Origin of the sequence: Corynebacterium sp. ACRPF, assembly GCF_022347395.1 — a bacterium.
GTDB classification, from domain to species: Bacteria; Actinomycetota; Actinomycetes; order Mycobacteriales; family Mycobacteriaceae; genus Corynebacterium; species Corynebacterium tuberculostearicum_D.
The window spans coordinates 1-20,230 of the sequence record NZ_JAKRNB010000021.1 but is presented as its reverse complement, the minus strand read 5'-3'; the positions used below and the strand labels follow the sequence as shown (position 1 = coordinate 20,230).

24 protein-coding genes and 1 pseudogene are annotated in these 20,230 nt (G+C 60.7%); 10 read left to right on the top strand and 15 right to left on the bottom strand.

The window, feature by feature from the left end:
* Positions 1 to 125: 125 nt before the first annotated feature.
* From MHX61_RS09580 to MHX61_RS09570, 3 genes are read right to left on the bottom strand one after another with little or no spacing between them, the layout of a single operon-like run.
* On the bottom strand, positions 126 to 836 hold the full coding sequence (locus MHX61_RS09580; RefSeq protein ID WP_239194397.1) for a GNAT family N-acetyltransferase: 711 nt from the start codon (positions 834 to 836) through the stop codon (positions 126 to 128).
* Entirely contained in the window at positions 836 to 2,146 is a 1,311-nt protein-coding gene (gene glp, locus MHX61_RS09575) for a gephyrin-like molybdotransferase Glp (RefSeq protein ID WP_239194395.1), read from the bottom strand. Before glp ends, MHX61_RS09580 begins: the two co-directional genes overlap by 1 nt.
* Positions 2,147 to 2,203: 57 nt before the next feature.
* Positions 2,204 to 3,130: a UTP--glucose-1-phosphate uridylyltransferase gene (locus tag MHX61_RS09570; RefSeq protein WP_239194393.1), complete on the bottom strand. Its 927-nt coding sequence runs from the start codon at positions 3,128 to 3,130 to the stop codon at positions 2,204 to 2,206.
* 67 nt (positions 3,131 to 3,197) lie between these two features.
* Here MHX61_RS09570 and MHX61_RS09565 point away from each other — a divergent pair, with 67 nt between their 5' ends.
* The 3 genes from MHX61_RS09565 to mscL all read left to right on the top strand — a co-directional run bounded on the left by MHX61_RS09565 (position 3,198) and on the right by mscL (position 5,125).
* The gene (locus MHX61_RS09565) at positions 3,198 to 3,773 is read left to right on the top strand and encodes a 5-formyltetrahydrofolate cyclo-ligase (protein ID WP_204609784.1); all 576 of its coding nucleotides are present in this window, start codon (positions 3,198 to 3,200) and stop codon (positions 3,771 to 3,773) included.
* A gap of 62 nt (positions 3,774 to 3,835) precedes the next feature.
* Positions 3,836 to 4,522 (top strand): SAF domain-containing protein, encoded by a 687-nt coding sequence (locus MHX61_RS09560; protein WP_204611455.1) that lies wholly within the window; start codon positions 3,836 to 3,838, stop codon positions 4,520 to 4,522.
* Positions 4,523 to 4,633: 111 nt separating this feature from the next.
* Positions 4,634 to 5,125, top strand: a complete 492-nt coding sequence (gene mscL / locus MHX61_RS09555; RefSeq protein ID WP_239194431.1) for a large conductance mechanosensitive channel protein MscL — start codon at positions 4,634 to 4,636, stop codon at positions 5,123 to 5,125.
* A 76-nt stretch (positions 5,126 to 5,201) separates the two neighbouring features.
* On the opposite strand, the gene MHX61_RS09550 is transcribed toward mscL, so the two are convergent.
* From MHX61_RS09550 to MHX61_RS09520, 7 genes are all read right to left on the bottom strand, one after another.
* A complete protein-coding gene (locus tag MHX61_RS09550; protein WP_239194391.1) occupies positions 5,202 to 5,420 on the bottom strand; it encodes a hypothetical protein in 219 nt (72 codons plus the stop codon).
* A gap of 16 nt (positions 5,421 to 5,436) precedes the next feature.
* Positions 5,437 to 6,045 (bottom strand): molybdenum cofactor biosynthesis protein B, encoded by a 609-nt coding sequence (locus MHX61_RS09545; RefSeq protein ID WP_204609787.1) that lies wholly within the window; start codon positions 6,043 to 6,045, stop codon positions 5,437 to 5,439.
* A gap of 85 nt (positions 6,046 to 6,130) precedes the next feature.
* Positions 6,131 to 7,597, bottom strand: a complete 1,467-nt coding sequence (locus tag MHX61_RS09540; protein WP_239194389.1) for a S1C family serine protease — start codon at positions 7,595 to 7,597, stop codon at positions 6,131 to 6,133.
* 109 nt (positions 7,598 to 7,706) lie between these two features.
* Positions 7,707 to 9,122 (bottom strand): HAMP domain-containing sensor histidine kinase, encoded by a 1,416-nt coding sequence (locus tag MHX61_RS09535; protein ID WP_239194387.1) that lies wholly within the window; start codon positions 9,120 to 9,122, stop codon positions 7,707 to 7,709.
* 140 nt (positions 9,123 to 9,262) lie between these two features.
* Positions 9,263 to 9,961, bottom strand: a complete 699-nt coding sequence (locus MHX61_RS09530; RefSeq protein ID WP_239194385.1) for a response regulator transcription factor — start codon at positions 9,959 to 9,961, stop codon at positions 9,263 to 9,265.
* A 165-nt stretch (positions 9,962 to 10,126) separates the two neighbouring features.
* The gene (gene rpmF / locus MHX61_RS09525; RefSeq protein WP_005279913.1) at positions 10,127 to 10,300 is read right to left on the bottom strand and encodes a 50S ribosomal protein L32; all 174 of its coding nucleotides are present in this window, start codon (positions 10,298 to 10,300) and stop codon (positions 10,127 to 10,129) included.
* 15 nt (positions 10,301 to 10,315) lie between these two features.
* Complete coding sequence (locus MHX61_RS09520) at positions 10,316 to 10,585, bottom strand: type B 50S ribosomal protein L31 (protein WP_005323793.1); 270 nt, start codon at positions 10,583 to 10,585, stop codon at positions 10,316 to 10,318.
* A 473-nt stretch (positions 10,586 to 11,058) separates the two neighbouring features.
* Here MHX61_RS09520 and rpmB point away from each other — a divergent pair, with 473 nt between their 5' ends.
* The 6 genes from rpmB (at position 11,059) to MHX61_RS09490 (ending at position 13,881) form a co-directional block, all read left to right on the top strand.
* Positions 11,059 to 11,295 (top strand): 50S ribosomal protein L28, encoded by a 237-nt coding sequence (rpmB, locus tag MHX61_RS09515; RefSeq protein WP_005279911.1) that lies wholly within the window; start codon positions 11,059 to 11,061, stop codon positions 11,293 to 11,295.
* A 2-nt stretch (positions 11,296 to 11,297) separates the two neighbouring features.
* On the top strand, positions 11,298 to 11,462 hold the full coding sequence (gene rpmG, locus MHX61_RS09510) for a 50S ribosomal protein L33 (protein WP_005279910.1): 165 nt from the start codon (positions 11,298 to 11,300) through the stop codon (positions 11,460 to 11,462).
* Positions 11,463 to 11,465: 3 nt separating this feature from the next.
* Complete coding sequence (gene rpsN / locus MHX61_RS09505) at positions 11,466 to 11,771, top strand: 30S ribosomal protein S14 (protein ID WP_005279906.1); 306 nt, start codon at positions 11,466 to 11,468, stop codon at positions 11,769 to 11,771.
* 15 nt (positions 11,772 to 11,786) lie between these two features.
* Complete coding sequence (gene rpsR / locus MHX61_RS09500) at positions 11,787 to 12,041, top strand: 30S ribosomal protein S18 (RefSeq protein WP_005279904.1); 255 nt, start codon at positions 11,787 to 11,789, stop codon at positions 12,039 to 12,041.
* 241 nt (positions 12,042 to 12,282) lie between these two features.
* Positions 12,283 to 13,062 carry a putative nucleotidyltransferase substrate binding domain-containing protein gene (locus MHX61_RS09495; protein WP_239194383.1) on the top strand — a complete coding sequence of 260 codons (780 nt, stop codon included), beginning with the start codon at positions 12,283 to 12,285 and terminating at the stop codon, positions 13,060 to 13,062.
* Between the two features lie 102 nt (positions 13,063 to 13,164).
* Complete coding sequence (locus tag MHX61_RS09490) at positions 13,165 to 13,881, top strand: TetR/AcrR family transcriptional regulator (RefSeq protein WP_204609795.1); 717 nt, start codon at positions 13,165 to 13,167, stop codon at positions 13,879 to 13,881.
* Between the two features lie 16 nt (positions 13,882 to 13,897).
* Here the strand turns inward: MHX61_RS09490 and MHX61_RS09485 are convergent, their stop codons facing one another.
* From MHX61_RS09485 to MHX61_RS09465, 5 genes are read right to left on the bottom strand one after another with little or no spacing between them, the layout of a single operon-like run.
* Entirely contained in the window at positions 13,898 to 14,530 is a 633-nt protein-coding gene (locus MHX61_RS09485) for a hypothetical protein (protein ID WP_204609797.1), read from the bottom strand.
* 24 nt (positions 14,531 to 14,554) lie between these two features.
* Positions 14,555 to 15,502, bottom strand: a complete 948-nt coding sequence (locus MHX61_RS09480) for a hypothetical protein (RefSeq protein ID WP_239194381.1) — start codon at positions 15,500 to 15,502, stop codon at positions 14,555 to 14,557.
* A gap of 15 nt (positions 15,503 to 15,517) precedes the next feature.
* The gene (gene purH / locus MHX61_RS09475; protein ID WP_239194379.1) at positions 15,518 to 17,050 is read right to left on the bottom strand and encodes a bifunctional phosphoribosylaminoimidazolecarboxamide formyltransferase/IMP cyclohydrolase; all 1,533 of its coding nucleotides are present in this window, start codon (positions 17,048 to 17,050) and stop codon (positions 15,518 to 15,520) included.
* Positions 17,051 to 17,077: 27 nt separating this feature from the next.
* Positions 17,078 to 17,686, bottom strand: coding sequence for a phosphoribosylglycinamide formyltransferase (gene purN, locus MHX61_RS09470; RefSeq protein WP_239194430.1), 609 nt, complete (start codon positions 17,684 to 17,686; stop codon positions 17,078 to 17,080).
* Positions 17,687 to 17,708: 22 nt separating this feature from the next.
* Entirely contained in the window at positions 17,709 to 19,295 is a 1,587-nt protein-coding gene (locus MHX61_RS09465) for a DUF6350 family protein (protein WP_239194377.1), read from the bottom strand.
* A 478-nt stretch (positions 19,296 to 19,773) separates the two neighbouring features.
* Here MHX61_RS09465 and MHX61_RS09460 point away from each other — a divergent pair.
* Positions 19,774 to 20,230 (top strand): annotated as a pseudogene (locus MHX61_RS09460) (hypothetical protein); the annotation flags it as partial.

Genomic DNA, 20,230 nt, shown 5'->3' with positions numbered 1-20,230 from the left:
GAATACAGATGATTACTCCACCTTAAACGGTGAAACCGCACCGTAGCACCCCAAATTCGCACAAATTACAATGTTGTGACTTATGTGAAAATTGAGGTCGGATTCCCAGCGATTGGGACGCTATTTCACGCCAACCGTCCAGCTTGGCGGAGGCGCTCCACCGCCGTAGAGGCAAAGTCTTCTTTCACCAACGCCACGAAGTGGTGGTCCTGCCACGCGCCGTCGATATGCAGATTGCGCCGCAAATACCCCTCATGTCGGAATCCGTTGGCGGCCAAGACGCGACCCGAGGCCGGATTGTGCTCCAGATAGGTGGCGGTCACGCGGTGTAAACCCACTCGCCCAAAGGCATGGTCCACGCCCAAAGCAGTGGCGGCCGTAGCCACCCCGACGCCGTGAACCGCAGAATAGACCCAGTAGCCAATCCAGCAATCGCGAATGCTGCCATGCTGAATGTTTCCCAGGGTTACCTGCCCTGCGAATTTCCCCTCCACCTCAATGACAAGCGGGACTACCAGCGCCTCGCGGGCGGCCGTGCGCAGGTACATCAGGTGATTCCACCAGGCCTGCTGGCTATGCGCTGCCGCCCACGGTGCGGCTTGGGTCGGCTCAACCGGGCGGAGGAAGCTTTCATCGTCGATGCGCTGACGCCGCCACTCATGGCCGTCGGAACGCAGCAGGGGGCGCAAGCGCATCCGCGCCCCCGAGGGAAAGACAGAAGAGGAGGGAAGCTGGACAATAGGAGTAGATTCCGGCCACCCCGGGTGCATGTCATCGGTGGGGCCGGTAGCAGGATGGCGGAACCTATCCGCCGCGTTGCCGAAAGGATCGAGCATTAGCTGCGCTGGGTCAAAAACAACACATCAACCACATCGCCTGGGCGGATTTCCGTGACCTCTTCCGGCACGCGAATCATGGCGTTGGCTTCGGAGAGGCCGGCCAAGAGGTGGGCTGGGGCACCCGCGGCACCGCCGAGGCCTTCCACCAAGTAATCCGCGGTTTCGGCATCGCGCATCAGGCGAGCACGGATGAAGCCGCGCCGGCCGGGGCGGGAATCGATGTGGTTCAACGCGCGCGCACGCACCACGCGGCGGTGCGCATTGCGCTTGCCCAGCGCCAAGCGGATGAGCGGGCGGATATATACCTCAAAGACCACAAGCGCAGACACCGGATTGGACGGCAGCAAGAAAGTAGGAATGCGCTCCTCGCCCATCAGCCCAAAACCTTGGACGGAGCCGGGGTGCATGGCCACGCGCGAGGTATCAATATCACCAAGGTCGTCGAGGATCTCGCGAATGGCCTCGGCGCCAGCGCCGCCCACTGCGCCAGAGATAACCAGCACCTCGCTGCGGGCAATGTGTTTTTCCAACGCTTCGCGGATGCGGCGCGGCTCGCCCTCGGCAATGCCTACGCGGTGCACCTCCGCCCCGGCTTCACGGGCCGCGGCAGCCAAGGAATAAGAGTTCACGTCAAAAACCTGGCCCAGCGCCGGTTCTTGATCCAAGTCCACCAACTCGCGGCCAAAGGAGATGATGGTAATCCGCGGGCGCGGATACACCAGCACCTTAGAGCGGCCCACCGCGGCTAGAAGGCCAATCTGAGCTGGACCCAAGACGGTGCCGGAAGATACGGCGACATCGCCAGGCTGGATATCGTCGCCCACCCGGCGCACAAAGTCACCAGAGCGCACCGGGCGGTGGGCGGTAACGCGCTTGCGGCCGCGATCGGTCCACTCGAGGGGAAGGACGGCGTCGGCAAGCGTGGGCAAAGGCGCACCCGTATATACGCGCACCGCTTGCTTAGGTTGTAGGCGCAGCGGCTGCTTGGAGCCGGCCGGAACCTCACCCACCACGGGCAGGGAACGCTCTACCTCCGGCTGCGGGGAATCCGCATCCTCTTCGCCCTCTGCGGACTGTTCTTCCTGGTCCTTGTGGCGGCGCACCCGCAGGCCCCGCTCGCCGCCAATATCCACGGCGCGCACCGCGTAGCCATCGATGGCCGCCTGCGGAAAGCCCGGCAGGGGCTGATTGGCCTGTACCTGCTCGGCGCACATCAAACCCAGCGCGTTGGAAATACCGATGCGCACCGGCTCCGGCGTCGTCGCCGCATCCGTTACCAGCGCCAACTGGTCATCAACTGAACGCATAAGGTCTATGCCCGCCCTTTCTTCGCTTCCACGTCCTTGGCCCCTGGGAAAATCCCCCTAGGCTAGGCCGTGCTCGTCCTCATACTCGGCCATGATTTTCTTAATCGCTTTATACAGCGTGGGACCATACTTTTCATCGCGCAGGCCAAAGTCCACGTTGGCGGGGATATAGCCGCCAGGATTGCCCAAATCATGGCGCTTTCCTTGGTGGACTACCACGTGGACGGGCTCGCCTTCCTCAATGAGGAGCTCGATGGCGTCAGTAAGCTGCAGTTCGCCGCCCTTGCCCGGCTTAATGCGGCGCAGGGCATCAAAGATCTTGCGGTCCAAAAGGTAGCGGCCGGTGGCCACGAGGTTAGAAGGCGCATCCTCTACTGCCGGCTTTTCCACCATGCCCACGACCTTCTTCACACCAGGGGTGTCGGTATCTTCCACGTCAAAGACGCCGTAGTTGTAGGTCTGCTCGCGTGGGACTTCGAAGGCGCACAGCACGCTGCCGCCCAATGCCGCGCGCACACGCGCCATATCCGCCATGACGGTGGCGGGCAGCACAATGTCATCGGGAAGCATGACGGCGAAGGAATCCTCGTCTTCCCCAAGCACCTCTTCGGCAAGGCCCACCGCGTGGCCCAAGCCCAGCGGCTTTTCCTGCTCTACCGCGACGGGGTGAATGATCTGGTTGGCGCGCTTGACCTTGGCCACCTGCTCGTCCTTGCCGCGGGATTCAAGGGTCTCTACCAGCTCGGGGAAAGCCTCGAAATGGCGCATGACTTCTTGTTTATCGGGCGCGGTAATCACCGCAAGGCGGCGCGCGCCGACAGAGGCCGCCTCCTCTGCGATGAGTTCGATGCCGGGAGTATCAACAACGGGCAGCAGTTCCTTTGGAACCGTCTTGGTGGCGGGCAAAAATCGGGTGCCCATACCTGCCGCTGGAACTACAACCGTGGTGATTCCGCGGGCGGAATCTTCGCGTTCTATAGCCATGCACAATAGCGTACAACGCCACATTATTTTCCCGTGCACCGCTACGCCGCGGGGTTATGATTTATTCATGACCTCTTCCATCACCGCCAAAAACGAGCTGCGCGCCCGCTTGGTCCAAGCCCGCCGCGAACTTTCCTCCGAGGACCACGATGCTTTTACCGCCGCCGTGCGCAAGCATCTCGAATCCGAGCTCACCGAGTCCATGACGGTGGCCGCCTACTGGCCTTTGGGCTCTGAGCCCGGTGGTGCGGACTTTGTGCCGTGGCTCAAGGAGCATGTCTCCCGCGTCCTCCTGCCGATTTCCGGTGAGAATGGCACGTTGACCTTTGCCGAATACCGCGGCAAGGAAGCCATGCACACTAGCCCATTGGGTTTGAATGAGCCTCAGGGCCCAAGCTTTGATAGCAGCGTGCTGGCCGAGTGCGATCTGGTGCTCGCCCCCGCCATGGCGGTAGATGCCAAGGGCAACCGCATGGGCAAGGGCGGTGGCTACTATGACCGCGCGCTAGAGCCGCTTCCCCACGGCAAGCCGCCGGTTTTCGCCATGGTCTACCCTTCCGAATTCCTAGACGAGCTGCCTACCGAGGACCATGACCGCAAGGTTGATGCCGTCGTCACCGCAGAGGGCATCACACGCTTCTAGTTTTAGGGTGCGGGAACCATGCGCGGTTTCGGGCAGTCTAAAAAAGTATGTCCACTTCGCGTATGCCCCGCCTCATTTCCACCCTTCGCACTCCTGGCCACCGCCGCGGCGTTGTAGTGCGCCGCGCCATTGCGGTGGCCCTTCTTATTGCCGCGCTGGCTTCGGCCTTATCTGCGGCCAAGGAGCTGCCGCGCGTTCCCGTCTTTAGCCGCGATCTGCCTGCGGGCGCGGAGCTGGCGCTTGCCGACGTCGACTTGGCCCGCCTTCCTGCCTCCTCCATCCCCGATTCCGCAGTAGCGGCAAAGCCAGAAGAACTCACCGGCCGCGTTATTACCGCCGCAGCCGGCAAGGGTGAGGTGGTCACCGATGCGCGCCTTCTAGGAGAAGACCTCGTCTCCAGCTTGGTCGGTGGCTCCGACGCCGCGGCTGCGCGGATGATCCCGGTGAAGCTCGCCGAGCCAGACATCATCCCCCACCTGCACCATGGCGATACCGTGGACGTGGTAACCGCCGTCGACGCCGCATCCGCCCCAGCCGCAGAGGGGTCGGCTCCCGCAACGCCCACCGCGCGCGTTATCGCCACCGGCGGGCGCGTAGTGTCGACCTCCAGCGCCGAAGGCGAGGCCTCTTCCTCTACCGTTTTGCTCGCGCTGCCCCATGACCACGCCAATGATGTAGCCGCTGCGTCGCTAAGCCAGCCACTCACTGTAGTTATCGTGGGTGACCGCGCTCACCCACAGCAACGCTAGACCCTTTCAGCCACAACAGTTGTGGTTGGTTAACAGCTGCACTAAAGTTTCGCGATGTCCATGGTTTATACCAACCCTTAGTTATTCCCAGAAAGGTTCGTGCATATCACCATGCTCAAGGGTTTTAAAGACTTCATTATGCGCGGCAACGTCATCGAACTTGCCACCGCAGTCATCATCGGCTCCGCCTTCACCGCGATCGTCACCGCCGTTACTGACTCCATCATCCAGCCGATCATCAATTCCCTTGGCTCTGCTGAGGTGGACGGCCTAGGCTTCCAGATCACCGACAACAAGAACACGTTTGTTGACTTCGGCGCAGTAATCACTGCTGCGATTAACTTCCTCATCATCGCCGCGGTGGTCTACTTCCTCATCGTCATGCCACTCAACAAGCTCACCGAGGCCGCTAAGCGCCGCCACGGTGTAGACCCTGAGGCCCCTGCCCCAACTTCCGAGGAACTGCTCGCGGAAATCCGCGACCTGCTCGAGGCCCAGAATGTCTCCGATAAGGACATCCCGGGTACCGGCATTGACGGTTCCACCCGCGGCGCTGCCGACGCCGATTACGGTTCTACCGGCGGCGGCCGCCACCAGGCCTAGTTCCCCTTCGCTGCATATACAGCGCAAAGCCCGCGGTTTTACTTCTTCGGAAGCGAAACCCCGGGCTTTTTAGGCACTAGCCGCCATAGTGTGGGGGCTGATTCTCTCGGTAAAACTGTTCATCGCGCTGGCCGGACTCCCCCTCTGCCGCCGCTGAATCCGCGTCATCGACGGTAACGATTCTCTCCTCATCGGCACCATCGGCAGCGTGTGCGCCGGGCTTATCAGCACTACGGTCATAATCGACAGCAGCAGATTGGCGGAATACTCGCCGGCGATTTCTCCGCGACGTCATAGAAAATACCCTGCGTTTACTGGACGCTAGACTGCTGCAGCTGGTCAATGAGGTGGTGCACCAGAGGCGCCAAGGTAGCCATGCCATCGCGGACGGCAGCGCGCGACGAGGCAAGGTTGACCACGACGGTAGAGCCCGAAACGCCCGATAGGCCGCGAGACGTGCAGGCATCCACCGCGCCACAAGCTTGGCCAGAAGAACGCAGCGCCTGGGCCACACCCGGAACCATCTTATCGATCACGGAGCGGGTAGCCTCCGGAGTCTTATCGCGCGGGCCCACGCCGGTGCCGCCGACGGTGAGGACCAAATCCACGCCACCGACCACAGCGGTCTCAATGGCCTGGCGGATCTTGGATTTCTTGGAACGCACCACGATGGCGCCATCAACGCGGAAATTAGCCTCCGCGAGCAGCTCGCTTACCAGCTGCGAAGTGCTATCGGATTGCTCACCGGGATGATCGGTGACAATAACGATGAGCCCGCGGCGCGGGGCAGCAAGGCTATCCTCCTGCTCGCTTGCTAACAAGAAGGCATCATCGGGTTCGGCTAGATCCATCAAGGAATCGCGCTTATTCGCGCCGTCGGGCTGCGCGGAGTCGGTCACATCGTGCTGCGAATCTGGCATTTTTCTCCTTAAGTTAAGGCAATACGGCCTTGTGGCGGGGTGAGGTACGGCGCATTCAGCACCTAATGAGGTCTTGCACAGTAATTTACTCGCCTGAGAGGGTTACCTCTACCTGACGGGTTTCTTCCGAGTCTTCGCGGGTAACCTCCAAGGTCACCGTCGCACCAAAGTCTTGCGATCGCGCCGCCGCAATAAGCGCATCGGCGTTTTCAATCAGGCGATCGTTGACGCGGGTGACAATGTCGCCATCCTTTAAGCCCGCCTTATCTGCCGGGCCGCCCGACTCTACCTCGGCGATGCGGGCACCATTGCCGTCGTCGCGCGCTAGCACCTTCACGCCAAGGGTCGGGTGAGAAACTTTGCCGTCATTGATGAGCTCATCTGCCATTCGCTTGGCAAAGTTGGATGGAATGGCAAAGCCCAAGCCAATGGAGCCGCCCTCGCCGGAGGAACTATTAGACAGCGAAGCAATCATGGAGTTCATGCCCACGATATTGCCGTCTCGATCCACCAACGGACCGCCCGAGTTGCCAGGGTTTACTGCGGCATCGGTCTGAATGGCGTCAATCAATGAAGATTCGCCGCCTTCCTGGGAAGCGCGAACGGGACGGTTCTTTGCCGATACGATACCGGAGGTCACGGTCGCGTTTAGCCCCAAAGGAGAGCCCACGGCCACTACCTCTTGGCCCACAGCAACGGAATCGGAGTCACCGAATTGCAAGAAGGGCAGGTCTTTGACGTCCTTGATTTTCACGATGGCCACGTCCGTATTCGCATCCGAGGCCACCACCTCAGCATCATGCTTACTGCCGTCATTCATGGTCACCTGCATCATGCCACCGTGCTCAGCACCGGCAACCACGTGGTGGTTGGTCAAAACATAGCCGTCTGGGGAGATGACAGAACCAGAGCCTTCAGCGCCACCAGTACGAGTCATCGTCTGGATAGAAACCACCGAGGGCAAAACCTTGGAGGCAACTTCTTCAACGGAACCCTGCTCCGGTTCCTTACCGGTGCTATTGTTCGCCGGCTCAGCCTTAAGGGCTTCATTGACCACGGAGGTATCGTTATTGCCTCCCCCGGAACTCATGCCGACCACAGCGCCGGCGATCGAGCCTGCGGCGATGGCAGCGACGGCCGCCAGAGCGGTGGCGGCGCCCAAGCCAATTTTCTTCTTTTGCTCCGGCTGCGGAGGCAGCGGGGTGACCATCGGGCCTTCCTGTCCCTGACCGCTAAAGTTTTGGGCCTGTGGGGCATTCGGATAGGGCCCCAGCGAACCTAGCGTTCGCTGGTCATTGCCTTCAGCACCGCCGCGCGGTTGATTCCAGCCTTGCGAATAGGAGCCGGTCTCTTGTGCCTGCGCGCCAGCGTCGCTGTGAAGACCAAATCCGTCACTGTAGGGGCCAGCGTTGCCAGCCACGGCATCTTGCTGGTTGGTTTCTCCAAAGTTCGGACCACCCTGAACCGGATCGGCCCTATCCGGGCCTTCCTGGGACGCTCCCTCCGGGGAGTTCCCATCAAAGCCTCGGTAATCGTCATTCCTCATGTTCATGAGAAAACTATGCCTCACTTCGCTTGGTCAAGACTGATACTGATCTGCCAACCTACTAGGAATTCCTGAAAGGTTGCTGTATTACCTCACCAGTATAAACGCTTGTACGCTAGCTCTGATTAAACCAGCGCTGCGCAAAGATTTCACCGCGGTCGATCGAGTCTTCCTTACCACCCGGCAGCCCCTCTTGCGGCTCTGCCAAACCGTCCACGAAAATCTCCCCCGTCACAGGCTTGCCCGGCAAGATGATTTCCATGCGGGTACCACCATCATTAGACTCGCGGATCTTGATGGTGCCATCGTGACGTTCAATCACCGATTTCACAATGGCCAAGCCCAAGCCCGAGCCCGGCATGGAGCGCGCTTCTGCCGAACGATAGAAGCGCTCAAAGACCTTCTCCCTTTCCTCCGGTGCAATGCCAGGCCCGGAGTCATCAAAGCGCAGGCGCACCTCGTGGGTGGATAGCTGCTCCATAGACACGCGCACCGTGCCAGTAGCCGGCGACCACTTAGCCGCATTATCCATAAGATTAAGCGTGGCACGGCCCAATGCGAAGGGGTCGCCGTCCAGCTCCCACGGGATAAAGCGCACCAAGAACTCCACATCGGGACGGCGGCGGCGCGCACGCTCCAGCGAAGCCATCATGACTTCACACAGGTCCACCGGCTCCGGTTCGCGCTCATTGCCGTCCTCACGCGCCAAATCAACGAGGTCTCCAATCAAGGTGGAGAGCTCATTCATCTGGGACATGACGTCATCTTCGAGGTCCCTGCGGTCTTCATCGCTCATACCAAAGCCACCACCGGCCCGATTGAGCATCATCAAAAGCTCAATATTGGTACGCATAGAGGTCAGCGGGGTTTTCAGCTCGTGCCCGGCATCGGCTACGAACTGAGACTGCTGCGAACGGGATTCCTGCAGCGCCTCCAGCATCTGGTTAAAGGAGGTGGTCAACTGCGCCATCTCGTCGTTATTAGAGACCTCAATAGGGCGCAGGTCGTTGGTCTGCGTCACGTAATCCACCGCTCGCTTCAGCCGGGCGATGGGTTGCATACCGGTTTTGGACACGATGAGGCCTGCAAAAATGGCGAGCACGATGCCAAGGGCAACGATAATCAGTAGCACCGTGCCCAAGATGGCGATGAGCTCTTGCGTAGGAGCGAGAGACTGAGCGACGACCACGGTAGAACCAAGATCATGACGCTTGGCCAGCACTCGCTCGCCGCCCACGGTACGCACGGAAGTTTCCGTGTAATCCTCCGTCCGATGGAAGTCCCCGCCCACAGGAATGGTGTCGCCGTAGGAAAAGCTCATGGAGGGCGGTGATAGGGCTACGCGGGTGCCAGGGTTATAGGACTTAAAGTCCTCGATCTCCTGGTCCACGTTATCCATGAACCGTGGATCCTGGCTTTGCCGCAACAAGACATCGGCCTTGGCCTCCAGGCGGTCGTCGACGGAGGCAGTAAGGGACAGAGAAACTACCCAATACGTTGCCAACGTCATCAAGGCAACGGCTACGGCCACCACAAGGCCCGTAACAGTAGCAAGGCGCCACCGCAGTGGCGCCCGTGAAGCCCAACTCCCCTGAGGCTCAGAGAACTCGGTAAGAGGGGTGGACTGTACTTTCCCGGAAGCCACCGCAGGGGAAGCGGGCTTCCTTAAAATCACGGATTAGACCCCCTCAAGACATACCCCACGCCACGGACGGTGTGGATGAGGCGAGCATCGCCCTCGCCCTCCGTCTTCTTACGCAGGTAGCCGATATAGACCTCGAGAGCATTGCCGGAGGTAGGGAAATCGTAGCCCCAGACTTCTTCCAGGATCTTGCTGCGAGAGAGAACCTTGCGGGGATTTTCCATCAGCAGTTGCAGCAGCGCGAACTCGGTACGCGTCAAGGAAATGGCCCGGCCACCGCGGCTGACTTCGCGGGTATCGGCATCAAGTTCAAGGTCCTCGAAGCTCAGCTTGCTTTCCACTGGGGCTTCAGCTGCGATGGAATCTGCGGAGGCGCGGCGCACCAAGGAGCGCACACGGGCCAAGAGCTCCTCCAATGCGAACGGCTTCGGCAGGTAGTCATCTGCGCCGGCATCAAGGCCAGCCACTCGGTCCGAAACACCATCGCGCGCAGTCAGAACGAGGATCGGACGGTCCCAGCCCTCACTGCGCAGGGTGCGGCACACCTCAAGGCCATCCATGTTGGGCATCATGACGTCCAAAATAAGCAATTCGGGATTCTCAGCGCGCACCGTTTCCACAGCCTCCAAGCCGTCGTTAGCGGTCAGCACTTCGTAGCCGTTAAAGCGTAAGGAACGGCGTAGCGATTCGCGGACGGCTTGTTCATCATCCACCACAAGGATTTTCATAGTCCTAATTATTACTTATGGCAGTCAACTTCATGAAGTTAAGGGAAATATTTACCCCCACAGTCCCCCAAATACGGTTAAAACATGCTTATAGGACGCTTCTAAAGCTAAAAATCCCCGCCCAGCCCTCTAATCGAGAGCGGACGGGGAGATTAAAGAGCGAGCTTAGAACTGCTCTACGTCAACCAGACCCAGCTTGGCAGCCTTAACCAGGCGGCGCGGGATGCGGACGGTCTGGCCGTCGATGGTGACTTCCTGGAGGGCCACATTGTCAGCCTTCCACTGGGAACGGCGTGCGTGGGTGTTCGCACGGGACTTCTTAAACTTAGGAGTTGCCATTTTCTACTCTCCTCCTTACGCGTTCTTCTTCTTGCGGCGAGCCATGCCACCGAAGCGCTGGTTGAAGCGCTCGACGCGGCCGGCGGTATCCATAACGCGCTGTGCACCAGTCCAGAACGGGTGGGACTCAGCGGTAACGTCAACGACGATCAGTGGGTACTCGTTGCCGTCTTCCCACTCAACGGTGCGGTCGGAGGAAGCGGTGGACTTGGTCAAAAAGGAGTGACCGGTACCAGCATCACGGAAGACTACCGGGTGGTAATCCGGGTGAATATCTTTCTTCATATATATTCCCTCAGGGTTGGACTACGGGTCGGTTCCACGCCCCTAGCGTGGATCGTGCCCGAGTTGGGACGTACAAATTTCACTCTGTTAACCGCGCGCCGCGTGGCACGGGTCAACAACCTGAATTATCCTACAGTCAACTGACCCATATACGAAATCCCCGACCAGCAGCGACCACTCATTTCACTCACGTTTCTTGCGCCACGCTAAGCGACGCCCCACAGGCAAACACCACCCCAGCACGGCAAATGGCCCACTTGCCGCAGCAAGGCAGCGATTAGGTAATTCGCGTCCGAGGCTGTAAGATTTCCCCTTGCTGTTGTCAAAATATACGTTTTACGCCCCGTCTACTGGTGTTTGACGATGGCGCCGCACCCGCTCACACCTCACTTTTGAGCACTGCCACCCTCACACGGCAGTCGGCGCTTCATTGTCTATAGCCATGATGTGGGCGGCTAGGAGAAAGAAGACCCATGTCGGCTATTTGCCAGGTAACGGGCCGCAAGCCGGAATTCGGCAAGCAGGTCTCGCACTCGCACCGCCGCACTTCGCGCCGTTGGAACCCCAACGTGCAGCGTCGTCGCTACTACCTGCCCTCTGAGGGCCGTACCATCACCCTGAATGTTTCCACCAAGGGCATGAAGATCATCGACCGCGATGGCATCGAGTCCGTTGTGGCTAAGATTCGCGCACGTGGGGAGAAGATTTAAGTATGGCACGTAACGATATCCGCCCAATCATCAAGCTTAAGTCCACTGCGGGCACCGGTTACACCTACGTGACCCGTAAGAACAAGCGCAACAACCCGGATCGCATCACCTTGAAGAAGTTCGATCCGATTGCCCGCAAGCACGTCGAATTCCGCGAGGAGCGATAATCAATGGCTAAGAAGTCCAAGATCGCTAAGAACGAGCAGCGCAAGGAAATCGTCGCCCGCTACGCGGAGCGTCGCGCTGAGCTCAAGAAGATCATCAAGAACCCGAACACCCCGGATGAGGAGCGTCTAGAGGCTCAGTTCGAGCTGAACCGCCAGCCTCGTGACGCTTCCCCAGCCCGCGTACGTAACCGTGACGCTGCCGATGGCCGCCCACGCGGTTACCTCCGCAAGTTCGGCCTGTCCCGTGTCCGTATGCGCGGCATGGCTCACCGTGGTGAGCTGCCGGGCGTTCGTAAGTCCAGCTGGTAAAGGGGTAATTGCACAATGGCTAATAAGCGCAATAACCAAAAGAAGTTCCGTATGGAGCAGAGCCGTCGCCCAAAGAAGAACCCTTTGAAGGCTGAGGGCATCGAGAAGGTGGACTACAAGGACACCAAGACTCTGCGTCTGTTCATCTCGGATCGTCACAAGATCCGTTCCCGTCGCGTCACCGGTCTGACCCCGCAGCAGCAGCGTCAGGTTGCTACCGCAGTCAAGAACGCACGCGAAATGGCTCTCCTGCCGTTCACCACCCGCTAAACAGTAGCTGGGTATCAACAGCGCACTTTTGCCGCTGGCAAGTGTGACACGGTAAAAGAACCATAAGCTTTCGCCGCCTCCCTCCTCGAGGGCAGGCGGCGAAAGTCGTTTTAGCCCTCCCATCCCTTCCACTCGACCCACATGCCCGGATCACAGAACCGAAGTGTTAGATTGAAAGCATTCGTGCACCCCGCAGCCGGCGGGGAGGCATCGGCCCCGCACTAGTGAAAGGCAGTGAGCAATGGCCCTGCACCAATCCCTACTCGATCTTTCCGAGCTCGCCCCGCACTGCCAGTCCCGCGCTACGGCCCGCGGACTGCTCGAAGAGGCCCAAGATATTTTGCGCAATGCGGTCGCCCACCAGGACAATGAGATTGAATTGGCCTACTGGTATTCCCGGCTGATTACGGATATTGTTCGCTCTCCTGGGGTCAACTCCCCGGTCCGCCTTACCGGCGCTGCCTCCCGCGGCGACCAGCTGCCGTCCATGCCTGTGGAGTGGATGGGCCAGGATGACGACCTCCAAGAGGTCTTCGCCGATGTCGGTCTCCAAGCTCACGGAGCCGCCGATTCCATCGCCGCGCGCGTCGACGCCGGCCTGCCCCTTGGAAACGGCGGGGAACAAGCGCTACTGGAAGAAGCCTTGGGCCAGCGCCCTCCTGCCCTCAAGATGGTCGATGGCCTGCCGGACCGCGATGCCGCGGTGGATATCAAGGCCACACTTCTCTCCCCCATTGCAGCTATCGCGCGCTGGGCGGCACCGGGGCCGCGCCCCACGGTAGATCGCCTAGCGATCGGCGTGGAACGCGATCTCCTCAGCGCCGCTGATGCAGAAGCTTTGGACCTAGCGTGGCGCACTGGCTATGCGTTAGAGTTGCGCCGTTGGTACGAGGGCGTTAGTGATCACTCGGCAACATTGCGCGATCTCCCGCCGTTGGACCGCACTGCTTATGGCTCCGCGTGCCGCATTGTCTCGGCGGCGTTTGAGTCTATTTCCCGGCGGGCAGAAGAATATAAATAGTCTCTACGGTGCGGATTCGGAAGCAGTACCTAGTCGGGCATAAGATTGTACAGTTGGTTATTAAAAGTGAATTCTCTTTTGTGAAAGGAGTCGTCCCACCGCATGGCAGGCAATGTCGGTAGGCCGCGCAAACACAGTCCGCGGCGCAGGGGCAATAGCGCCCGTGAGGAGATTTTGGACGCCTCCTCCGAGCTTTTCACTACTCAGGGTTTTGCTACCACGTCCACGCACCAGATTGCAGACGCGGTAGGCATCCGTCAGGCGTCGCTGTACTATCACTTTCCGTCCAAGACGGAAATCTTCCTGACGCTGCTCAATTCCACCATCGAGCCTTCCTTGGAGTTGGCCGATGAGTTGGCGGGCACCGACGCGGCCCCGGCACAGCGCCTGTGGTCTTTGGTCGCCGCAGAGTCGCGTCTGCTGCTCACCAGTGGCTGGAACGTGGGTCGCTTGTATCAGCTGCCGGTGGCTAATTCTTCAGAGTTCTCCGAGTACCACGAGTCGCGCGACCGCCTGCAGAATCATTTCCGCTCCACCGCCGCAGCCATTGTGGGCGAGGATGACCCCCGCGTGGAGCTGCCCTTCCACATCGCGCTGTCTGTTATTGAAATGCGCCCCAATAACGGCACCCCGCCGTTCGACGCTTCCCAGTCGGTTCCGGAGACTGCTGCCATGCTTGCCGACGCCGCCTTGGCCGTCCTCGGCGCCTCCGTCCCCGACAATGCCGAGGAAACTACTTTGGAGTTGCTGAAGAATCGCAACGACTCCATCTCTGCGGCCGCCGCCGCAGCGGCCGACCGCAAGAAGAAGTCGCGCTAGCCCCTCGTTTTCCGCGTTAGCGCTGCCACGACTCCGTGAATTCGCCCGTGGCGGCCAATCCGCCGCCCTCGCGCACGCTTACGCCACTCGGCGTCACCACAATGATCGACGGATCCGCATTGACGTAGTAGTTATTGCCGTCTTGGGTAACGTCACCCGATTCAAACTGGCCATCAAACATCGACGAGCGATAGAACTTGTAGCCACCTCCGGTCTCGCAAATGATAACCCTGCCGTCGGGACCAGAACCGGCAAACAGGGCGCGTTCAAACCGGTTGCAACTTGCGTAGCCACCATCGAGCCATCCGTGCCCATTGAAATCAGAAATATAGTTTCCTTCACCAGACTTCTGACCCCCACCGGTGGAAGACGGGGCCTCCTGCTTTTCCGTCTGCGTGACCGTGACTACCGGCGGTTCCTCCGGGGCTTCCTCTTCCTTGGTTACGGTCTCTTGCGCGGGCGTGGATTCCTCGGCGTTCTCCTCTTCTTTGTCGGAGTTATTGACCGTGGTCATTCCGCTGCCCTTACCTTTGAAGCTCGGGGCGGATTCGTCCGAGGAGTCGCTGCAACCGCTCAGCGCGAGGCTGGCGGCCACGAGCGGGAAGAAGCCTGCGGCGATAAGCGGGCGGAGGCTTAAGCGAGAAGTCATGAGTTTTCCTTTCTACTGACAGGCTTAGCAGGCAGGGCTGGGCCACTGGGTTTCGGCCTGCGCTAGGGCTTCGGCCATGGAGGTAAGCACCGTTTGGGTGGAGGCGTACTGGCCATCAGGAGACGAGGCGATTAGTGCCACGGCGACGTCGTGCCCGCCCAGCTGCACAATGCCCATCTGCCGCACGTCGTAGGCGCCGGCGGGGCTCGGGCCCCAGCCGCCCTTCATCAAGGCGCCCGGCAAGGTGCGCAGGCCGTAGGCTTGGGCGGGATCGGCGACCCCCATGGCGTCGATAATCGGCTGGGCTCCCTCAACGCAACGCACCCCGGCCATGAACTTTGCTTGGTTGCCCACGCTCCACATGGTTTGGCCAAAGGCCGTAAATTCCGGCCGGGTGACCTGGGATTGAACCTGGGTGGCGGTATCGCCCGCCTCCGCGATGACGCTTTGCGCGGCCTGCGCGCCAGCGGTCCCCTCCCCTAGCCCCGCCCACGCGGCCTTGGCGGCCTCGTTATCGGAGTAGGTGATTGCAGAGGAAACCAGCTGGCTATCGGCCGCACCCATGCGATTCGCCGCGATGAGCACAGGCACCTTGGAGGTTGACCACGCGGCCTCGGGAGCGGTGCGCCCCGCTTCAATGGTGGTCGTGCCATCGGATACGGCGATGCCCACATCGCCGTGTTCGGCCACGATGCGGTCAAGCACGGCTTGGACGTCACTGGAAGGGGCCGCGGCCGATGGCTCCGAGGAAGAGGCGGGCGCAGACGAGGCGGCCGGCGCTGCGGATGAGGCCGCGGGCGCTGCGGACGTGCTCTCTTTTCCGTAGAGGGGATCGGCCGTGCCGCGGGCCTCGGTATTGACAAAGGTAGGGGAATTATTCGCCGCGTCCTCGTCGCCGCAGGCGCTTAGGGTGAGCGCGCAGGCGATAAGGGCGGCTGCCGGGCCCCAGGCCCGGCGGATAGGGAATGTCATGGCATTTAGCTTAGGCTAGTGCGCGAAGTGGCGGGTACCGGTCAGGTACAGGGTGACGCCGGCTTCCTTTGCAGCAGCGATGACTTCTTCGTCGCGGATGGAGCCGCCGGGCTGGACAACGGCCTTAACGCCGGCGTCGAGAAGCACCTGCAAACCATCGGCGAACGGGAAGAAGGCGTCAGAAGCGGCGAAGGAGCCCTCGGTGCGGTTGGCACCATCGGCCAAGGTGTTGGCGCGCTCGACGGCCAGCTTGGCGGAGTCAACGCGGTTAACCTGTCCCATGCCCACGCCCACGGTGGCATTGTCCTTGGCCAGCAAGATGGCATTGGACTTCACCGCGCGCACGGCGCGCCAGGCGAACTCGAGCTCAGCCAAGTCGGACTCGTTGAGGGCCTCGCCCGCAGCCAGGGTCCAGTTGGCCGGGTTATCGCCCTCGGCCTGGTAGGTGTCTGGCTCCTGGGTGAGAACGCCGCCGGAGATGTACTTGCGCTCCTCGTGCTGGTCTTCGTGCTCTGCCTGCAGCACGCGCAGGTTCTTCTTGGCCTTAAGCACCTCGATGGCACCATCCTCATAGGAAGGCGCGACGATGACCTCGGTAAAGATCTCCTTTACCTGCTCGGCCATCTCTACGGTGACCTCGCGGTTGACGGCAATCACGCCGCCAAAAGCGGACATTGGGTCGCACGCGTGGGCGGCGCGGTGGGCGGCGGCGATGGACTCCTCGGACACGGCAATGCCGCATGGGTTGGTGTGCTTGATAATCGCAACGCAGGGGCGCTCGTGGTCCCACGCGGCGCGCCACGCGGCATCCGCATCCTGGTAGTTGTTGTAGCTCATCTCCTTGCCATTGAACTGGGTGGCATTGGCAAGGCCCTTGGAGCCGATGCGGGTGACGGTAGCCGCCTGGTGAGAGTTCTCGCCGTAGCGCAGCGGGGTGGTTTGGCCCTCCTCGCTGAGCTGATCCACGAACCAGGCGGAGACGGCCGCATCATAATCCGCGGTGTGCAGGAAGGCATCGCGGGCCAGGCCACGGCGCTGCTCTAGGGTGAAGCCACGGTTGTTCACGGCCTCCACGGCTTCACCGTAGCGGGAAGGATCTACCACAACGGCGACAGACGGGTGGTTCTTGGCGGCTGCGCGCACCATGGATGGGCCGCCGATATCAATCTGTTCCACACAGCCATCAAAGTCCGCGCCCGAAGCCACGGTCTCGCGGAAGGGATACAGGTTGACCACGACGAGCTGGAAAGGCTCTACCTCGAGCTCGGAGAGCTGGTTGAGGTGATCTTCCTTGCGGGTATCGGCCAGGATGCCGGCGTGCACGCGCGGGTGCAGCGTCTTAACGCGGCCTTCCAAGCACTCCGGGAAGCCGGTGAGCTTTTCTACCGGAGTGACCTCGATGCCTAGGTCCGCGATCTTCTTCGCGGTGGAGCCGGTGGAGACGATTTCCACGCCTGCCTTATCAAGGACGCGGGCTAGATCCTCCAGCCCGGTCTTGTCGTACACGCTGATAAGGGCGCGCTTTACCTGCTTGCGGTCTTCGCTCATGAGGAGGATTAAGCCTTTCGAAAAGTCTTAGTCTGCGAGTTGAATAGATAGTTTCTCGTCGTGGACGTTAGCTGCACGCAGCACCTCCACGATGAGGTCGCGCTCTACTTGTTTAATACGCTCGTGGAGGGTGGACTCGTCATCGTCCGCATTGATGGCAACGGGGCGCTGCGCGATGATGGAGCCGGTATCCACGCCCGCGTCCACAAAGTGGACGGTAGAGCCAGTGATCTTCACGCCATAATCTAGGGCGTCGCGCACCGCGTGCGCTCCCTTGAAGGCAGGCAGAAGCGCCGGGTGGGTATTGATGGTGCGGCCTTCGAAGCGGTCCAGGAATTCCTGGCCCAGGATCTTCATAAAGCCCGCAGAAACAACAACGTCTGGCTGCGCAGCATCTACTGCGTCAACCAGACGTTGATTCCATTCGGCGCGATCCGCCCCCAGCGCCACGACCTCGGTATCAATCCCGTGGTCCTGTGCGCGCGAAATACCGTGGCATTCCTTATCCGCCACCACCTTCATTACCTGGTAGTGCCCGGCTTGGGCATCCACGATGGCTTGCAGCAGGGAACCCGTTCCAGAAACGAGCACCACCACTCGGAGGCGTTCAGAGTCAGCGGTATAGCGCGGAGGCATCGGTGAAGTCACGCGCTATAGCCTAGCCCCTCTCCCCCTCCTCGGGGGAATCTTCGCTTGAGGAGTCCTGCTCACTCTCCCCCATTTGGTCCTTGAGCTGTTGGCTCAGCGGCTTGGCGACGCCCCTTTCATCGCCCTCCTTAGCCTCTTCCGGCCGCTCCGCTACTTCGTCGGCTGGAGTGCCCTCTTCTTTCTGCTCTTCTTCCGGTTCCTCCGCGGCCGCGTCAGGTGCAGTATCTTCGGGCTCGTCCTCGACTACCTCGGCCTCAACGATTTCCGGATCGGTGATGGGCTCTCGCTCCGGTTCGGTGGGAGCCTCGTCGGCATCAGCAGCGGGTTCGTCGGCGTATTCATCGGCGGGGGCCGCACCGGGTGCCGTGCGGGCCGCGCGCCAGGCCACGAAGGCGAAGCCTGCGGCAACGGCGCAACCAACGACGGCCATCCACAGGGCGGTAAGGCCTGCGGCAGTCCACAGCTGCGGGCCGGTCGCGCCGTAGTAGCCAAGGTCACCGCTAACAAGGAAGCAGGCAACCAGCATGATTACTGCGGCGGCCACCGTAGCTACTAGTACGTCCTGAAAGTTCGGACGCTTCTTATACAACGAATAGATTGCAGCACCGAGGGGGACAATTAATAGCGCCACCGCCCAGCTGGGCGCGGATGCAGGAATGCCGCCGGTAATGGGGAGCGGTGGCAGCGGCACGAGGTGGGCGCTAAAGAGGCTTACCGAGCCTTCTCCTACGGAAAACTCCGATCCCACCAATACCGCCGCGGTGCTCACGATGGCATTGGGAATGTAGAGCACACTCAGCAGCACGAGACCGGCAATGCCTAAGCCGGAGATCGTGGGATAGTCATTCATCATCTCGCCCTGGCGGGAGACGTTGACAAGGAAGACCACCGCAAAGACTGCGGATGCGCCAATGGCCAGGTAGGTGAGGTAGCGAAGGGCGATCTGGGTGGCGTCGACAAGCGGGCGCGGCACTCCATAACGCTTGGCCAACGCCCGCCACAAGCGCCAACCCATACCGGCCGCCATGGCGGCCAGATGCAGAACAATAACGCGCAGCAACGCCTGCGCCAGATTAGGCGGAGAGACGTCATAGACCTTGCCCGCATCCCACAGCATCAGCCACGCGATGATGGTAAATACCACCGGCACGCCAAGCACGCAGGCCAGAAGAGTCAGCAGGTCCTTGACGCTGACCTTGTGTTTTACCGCGCTGCGCACACGAACCGCTACCACCACGGCGAGGATGAGCGCTGGCAAAGCCGGTAGGAAGGAAATATTCACATCGGCCGCAGAGACCGGGGCAAGGTTAAAGACCATCCAGGCCTCCGCCACGATGGTGTACCACCACGCCATGGGAGAGCCGGCGAGCATGAGACCGCCAAGCGCGATGGCCATAATGATAAGGACAATAACCACGTTGGGCACTGCCGCCGTAATAAGCATGCGGCGAATGCGCCCGGCTTTGGTCAACGGCGCGGGGGTACGGCGCGCCTTGGCCTTGGAGCCGGCCTTGCGAGCGACGCGCTGCGCCGATCCAGAGGACTGGCGTGAGCCACTGGGATGAGGCGCGCGTGGGGTGCGCTGCGCGCGCACCATACGGCCCCGCGCCTGGCTACGCGGGCGGGGCGTTGACCGAGATTGGGGGCTGGTGTTTTTGTTCATCGGCGTCCACTTTGCCACCTTCCGGAAGTGAAATCGGGGTGGCGCGACGAGGCGCTCGCAAAATCACCGGCGGCAACCCCTGTACCTGGGCTACACAAATATATAAGGAGTTTAAAATCTACCCTGGTTTCACACCCTTAACTCTGGCTGTAATACTATTGAAGGCAAAGGCCGCTAGTTTTGCATGACGCACGCGGAGATCGCGTGGGATCTTTATCGCACTAAAATTATTCTGGGGCCACATGTTGCCTGCTCGTGGACAATTTCCCCGAGAGGGGCCTGAAAGTTTCTTAATTTGGGTTGCTGTTATCTTTTCGAGACGCTACTGTTACATCTCGTTGGTAACAAGAAGGTCACAATCTCGTAACTAACTCGGCGGGGACGTAACACCCGTTCTGCGCAGATTGTGAAAATGACGAAAGAAGACCTAATGCGAAGCAAAGTTCAGCGTAGCGCCGGCCGCCATCGCAAGATTGTCACCTCGCAGACCGCGAAGGGCCGCATTGCCGTAATGACGGTTGCGGCAGGTGCAGTTTCCACCGCCGGCGTTGGTGGCGCAGCCGCCGCAAACATCCAGTCCGATGACGCAGCCACCACCAAGACGCAGTCCGTTGACTTCGAGCTCGCCTCTGACTCCACCCAAGTTGAGGATGCCGCTGCGAATCCTGTTGATACCACCCCGCAGATCCTCAACGTTGCCGAGGCAAAGCCAGTTGCCGATCTAACCGATCAGCTCAATAAGGCCATCCAGGCTTCTGAAGAGCGCGCCGCTGCCGACGAAGCCTATGTTTTGGTTCGAAGGGGGGTGGCGGTTGATTGTTTTTCAGGGGGGGGGGGGGGGGGGGGGGGGGGGGGGGGGGGGGGGGGGG

Excerpts from the sequence above, each read along its gene's own strand:
- MHX61_RS09580 (WP_239194397.1), bottom strand. The coding sequence starts at position 836 with ATGCTCGATCCTTTCGGCAACGCGGCGGATAGGTTCCGCCATCCTGCT.
- glp (WP_239194395.1), bottom strand. The coding sequence starts at position 2,146 with ATGCGTTCAGTTGATGACCAGTTGGCGCTGGTAACGGATGCGGCGACG.
- MHX61_RS09570 (WP_239194393.1), bottom strand. The coding sequence starts at position 3,130 with ATGGCTATAGAACGCGAAGATTCCGCCCGCGGAATCACCACGGTTGTA.
- MHX61_RS09565 (WP_204609784.1), top strand. The coding sequence starts at position 3,198 with ATGACCTCTTCCATCACCGCCAAAAACGAGCTGCGCGCCCGCTTGGTC.
- MHX61_RS09560 (WP_204611455.1), top strand. The coding sequence starts at position 3,836 with ATGCCCCGCCTCATTTCCACCCTTCGCACTCCTGGCCACCGCCGCGGC.
- mscL (WP_239194431.1), top strand. The coding sequence starts at position 4,634 with ATGCTCAAGGGTTTTAAAGACTTCATTATGCGCGGCAACGTCATCGAA.
- MHX61_RS09550 (WP_239194391.1), bottom strand. The coding sequence starts at position 5,420 with ATGACGTCGCGGAGAAATCGCCGGCGAGTATTCCGCCAATCTGCTGCT.
- MHX61_RS09545 (WP_204609787.1), bottom strand. The coding sequence starts at position 6,045 with ATGCCAGATTCGCAGCACGATGTGACCGACTCCGCGCAGCCCGACGGC.
- MHX61_RS09540 (WP_239194389.1), bottom strand. The coding sequence starts at position 7,597 with ATGAACATGAGGAATGACGATTACCGAGGCTTTGATGGGAACTCCCCG.
- MHX61_RS09530 (WP_239194385.1), bottom strand. The coding sequence starts at position 9,961 with ATGAAAATCCTTGTGGTGGATGATGAACAAGCCGTCCGCGAATCGCTA.
- rpmF (WP_005279913.1), bottom strand. The coding sequence starts at position 10,300 with ATGGCAACTCCTAAGTTTAAGAAGTCCCGTGCGAACACCCACGCACGC.
- MHX61_RS09520 (WP_005323793.1), bottom strand. The coding sequence starts at position 10,585 with ATGAAGAAAGATATTCACCCGGATTACCACCCGGTAGTCTTCCGTGAT.
- rpmB (WP_005279911.1), top strand. The coding sequence starts at position 11,059 with ATGTCGGCTATTTGCCAGGTAACGGGCCGCAAGCCGGAATTCGGCAAG.
- rpmG (WP_005279910.1), top strand. The coding sequence starts at position 11,298 with ATGGCACGTAACGATATCCGCCCAATCATCAAGCTTAAGTCCACTGCG.
- rpsN (WP_005279906.1), top strand. The coding sequence starts at position 11,466 with ATGGCTAAGAAGTCCAAGATCGCTAAGAACGAGCAGCGCAAGGAAATC.
- rpsR (WP_005279904.1), top strand. The coding sequence starts at position 11,787 with ATGGCTAATAAGCGCAATAACCAAAAGAAGTTCCGTATGGAGCAGAGC.
- MHX61_RS09495 (WP_239194383.1), top strand. The coding sequence starts at position 12,283 with ATGGCCCTGCACCAATCCCTACTCGATCTTTCCGAGCTCGCCCCGCAC.
- MHX61_RS09490 (WP_204609795.1), top strand. The coding sequence starts at position 13,165 with ATGGCAGGCAATGTCGGTAGGCCGCGCAAACACAGTCCGCGGCGCAGG.
- MHX61_RS09485 (WP_204609797.1), bottom strand. The coding sequence starts at position 14,530 with ATGACTTCTCGCTTAAGCCTCCGCCCGCTTATCGCCGCAGGCTTCTTC.
- MHX61_RS09480 (WP_239194381.1), bottom strand. The coding sequence starts at position 15,502 with ATGACATTCCCTATCCGCCGGGCCTGGGGCCCGGCAGCCGCCCTTATC.
- purH (WP_239194379.1), bottom strand. The coding sequence starts at position 17,050 with ATGAGCGAAGACCGCAAGCAGGTAAAGCGCGCCCTTATCAGCGTGTAC.
- purN (WP_239194430.1), bottom strand. The coding sequence starts at position 17,686 with ATGCCTCCGCGCTATACCGCTGACTCTGAACGCCTCCGAGTGGTGGTG.
- MHX61_RS09465 (WP_239194377.1), bottom strand. The coding sequence starts at position 19,295 with ATGGTGCGCGCGCAGCGCACCCCACGCGCGCCTCATCCCAGTGGCTCA.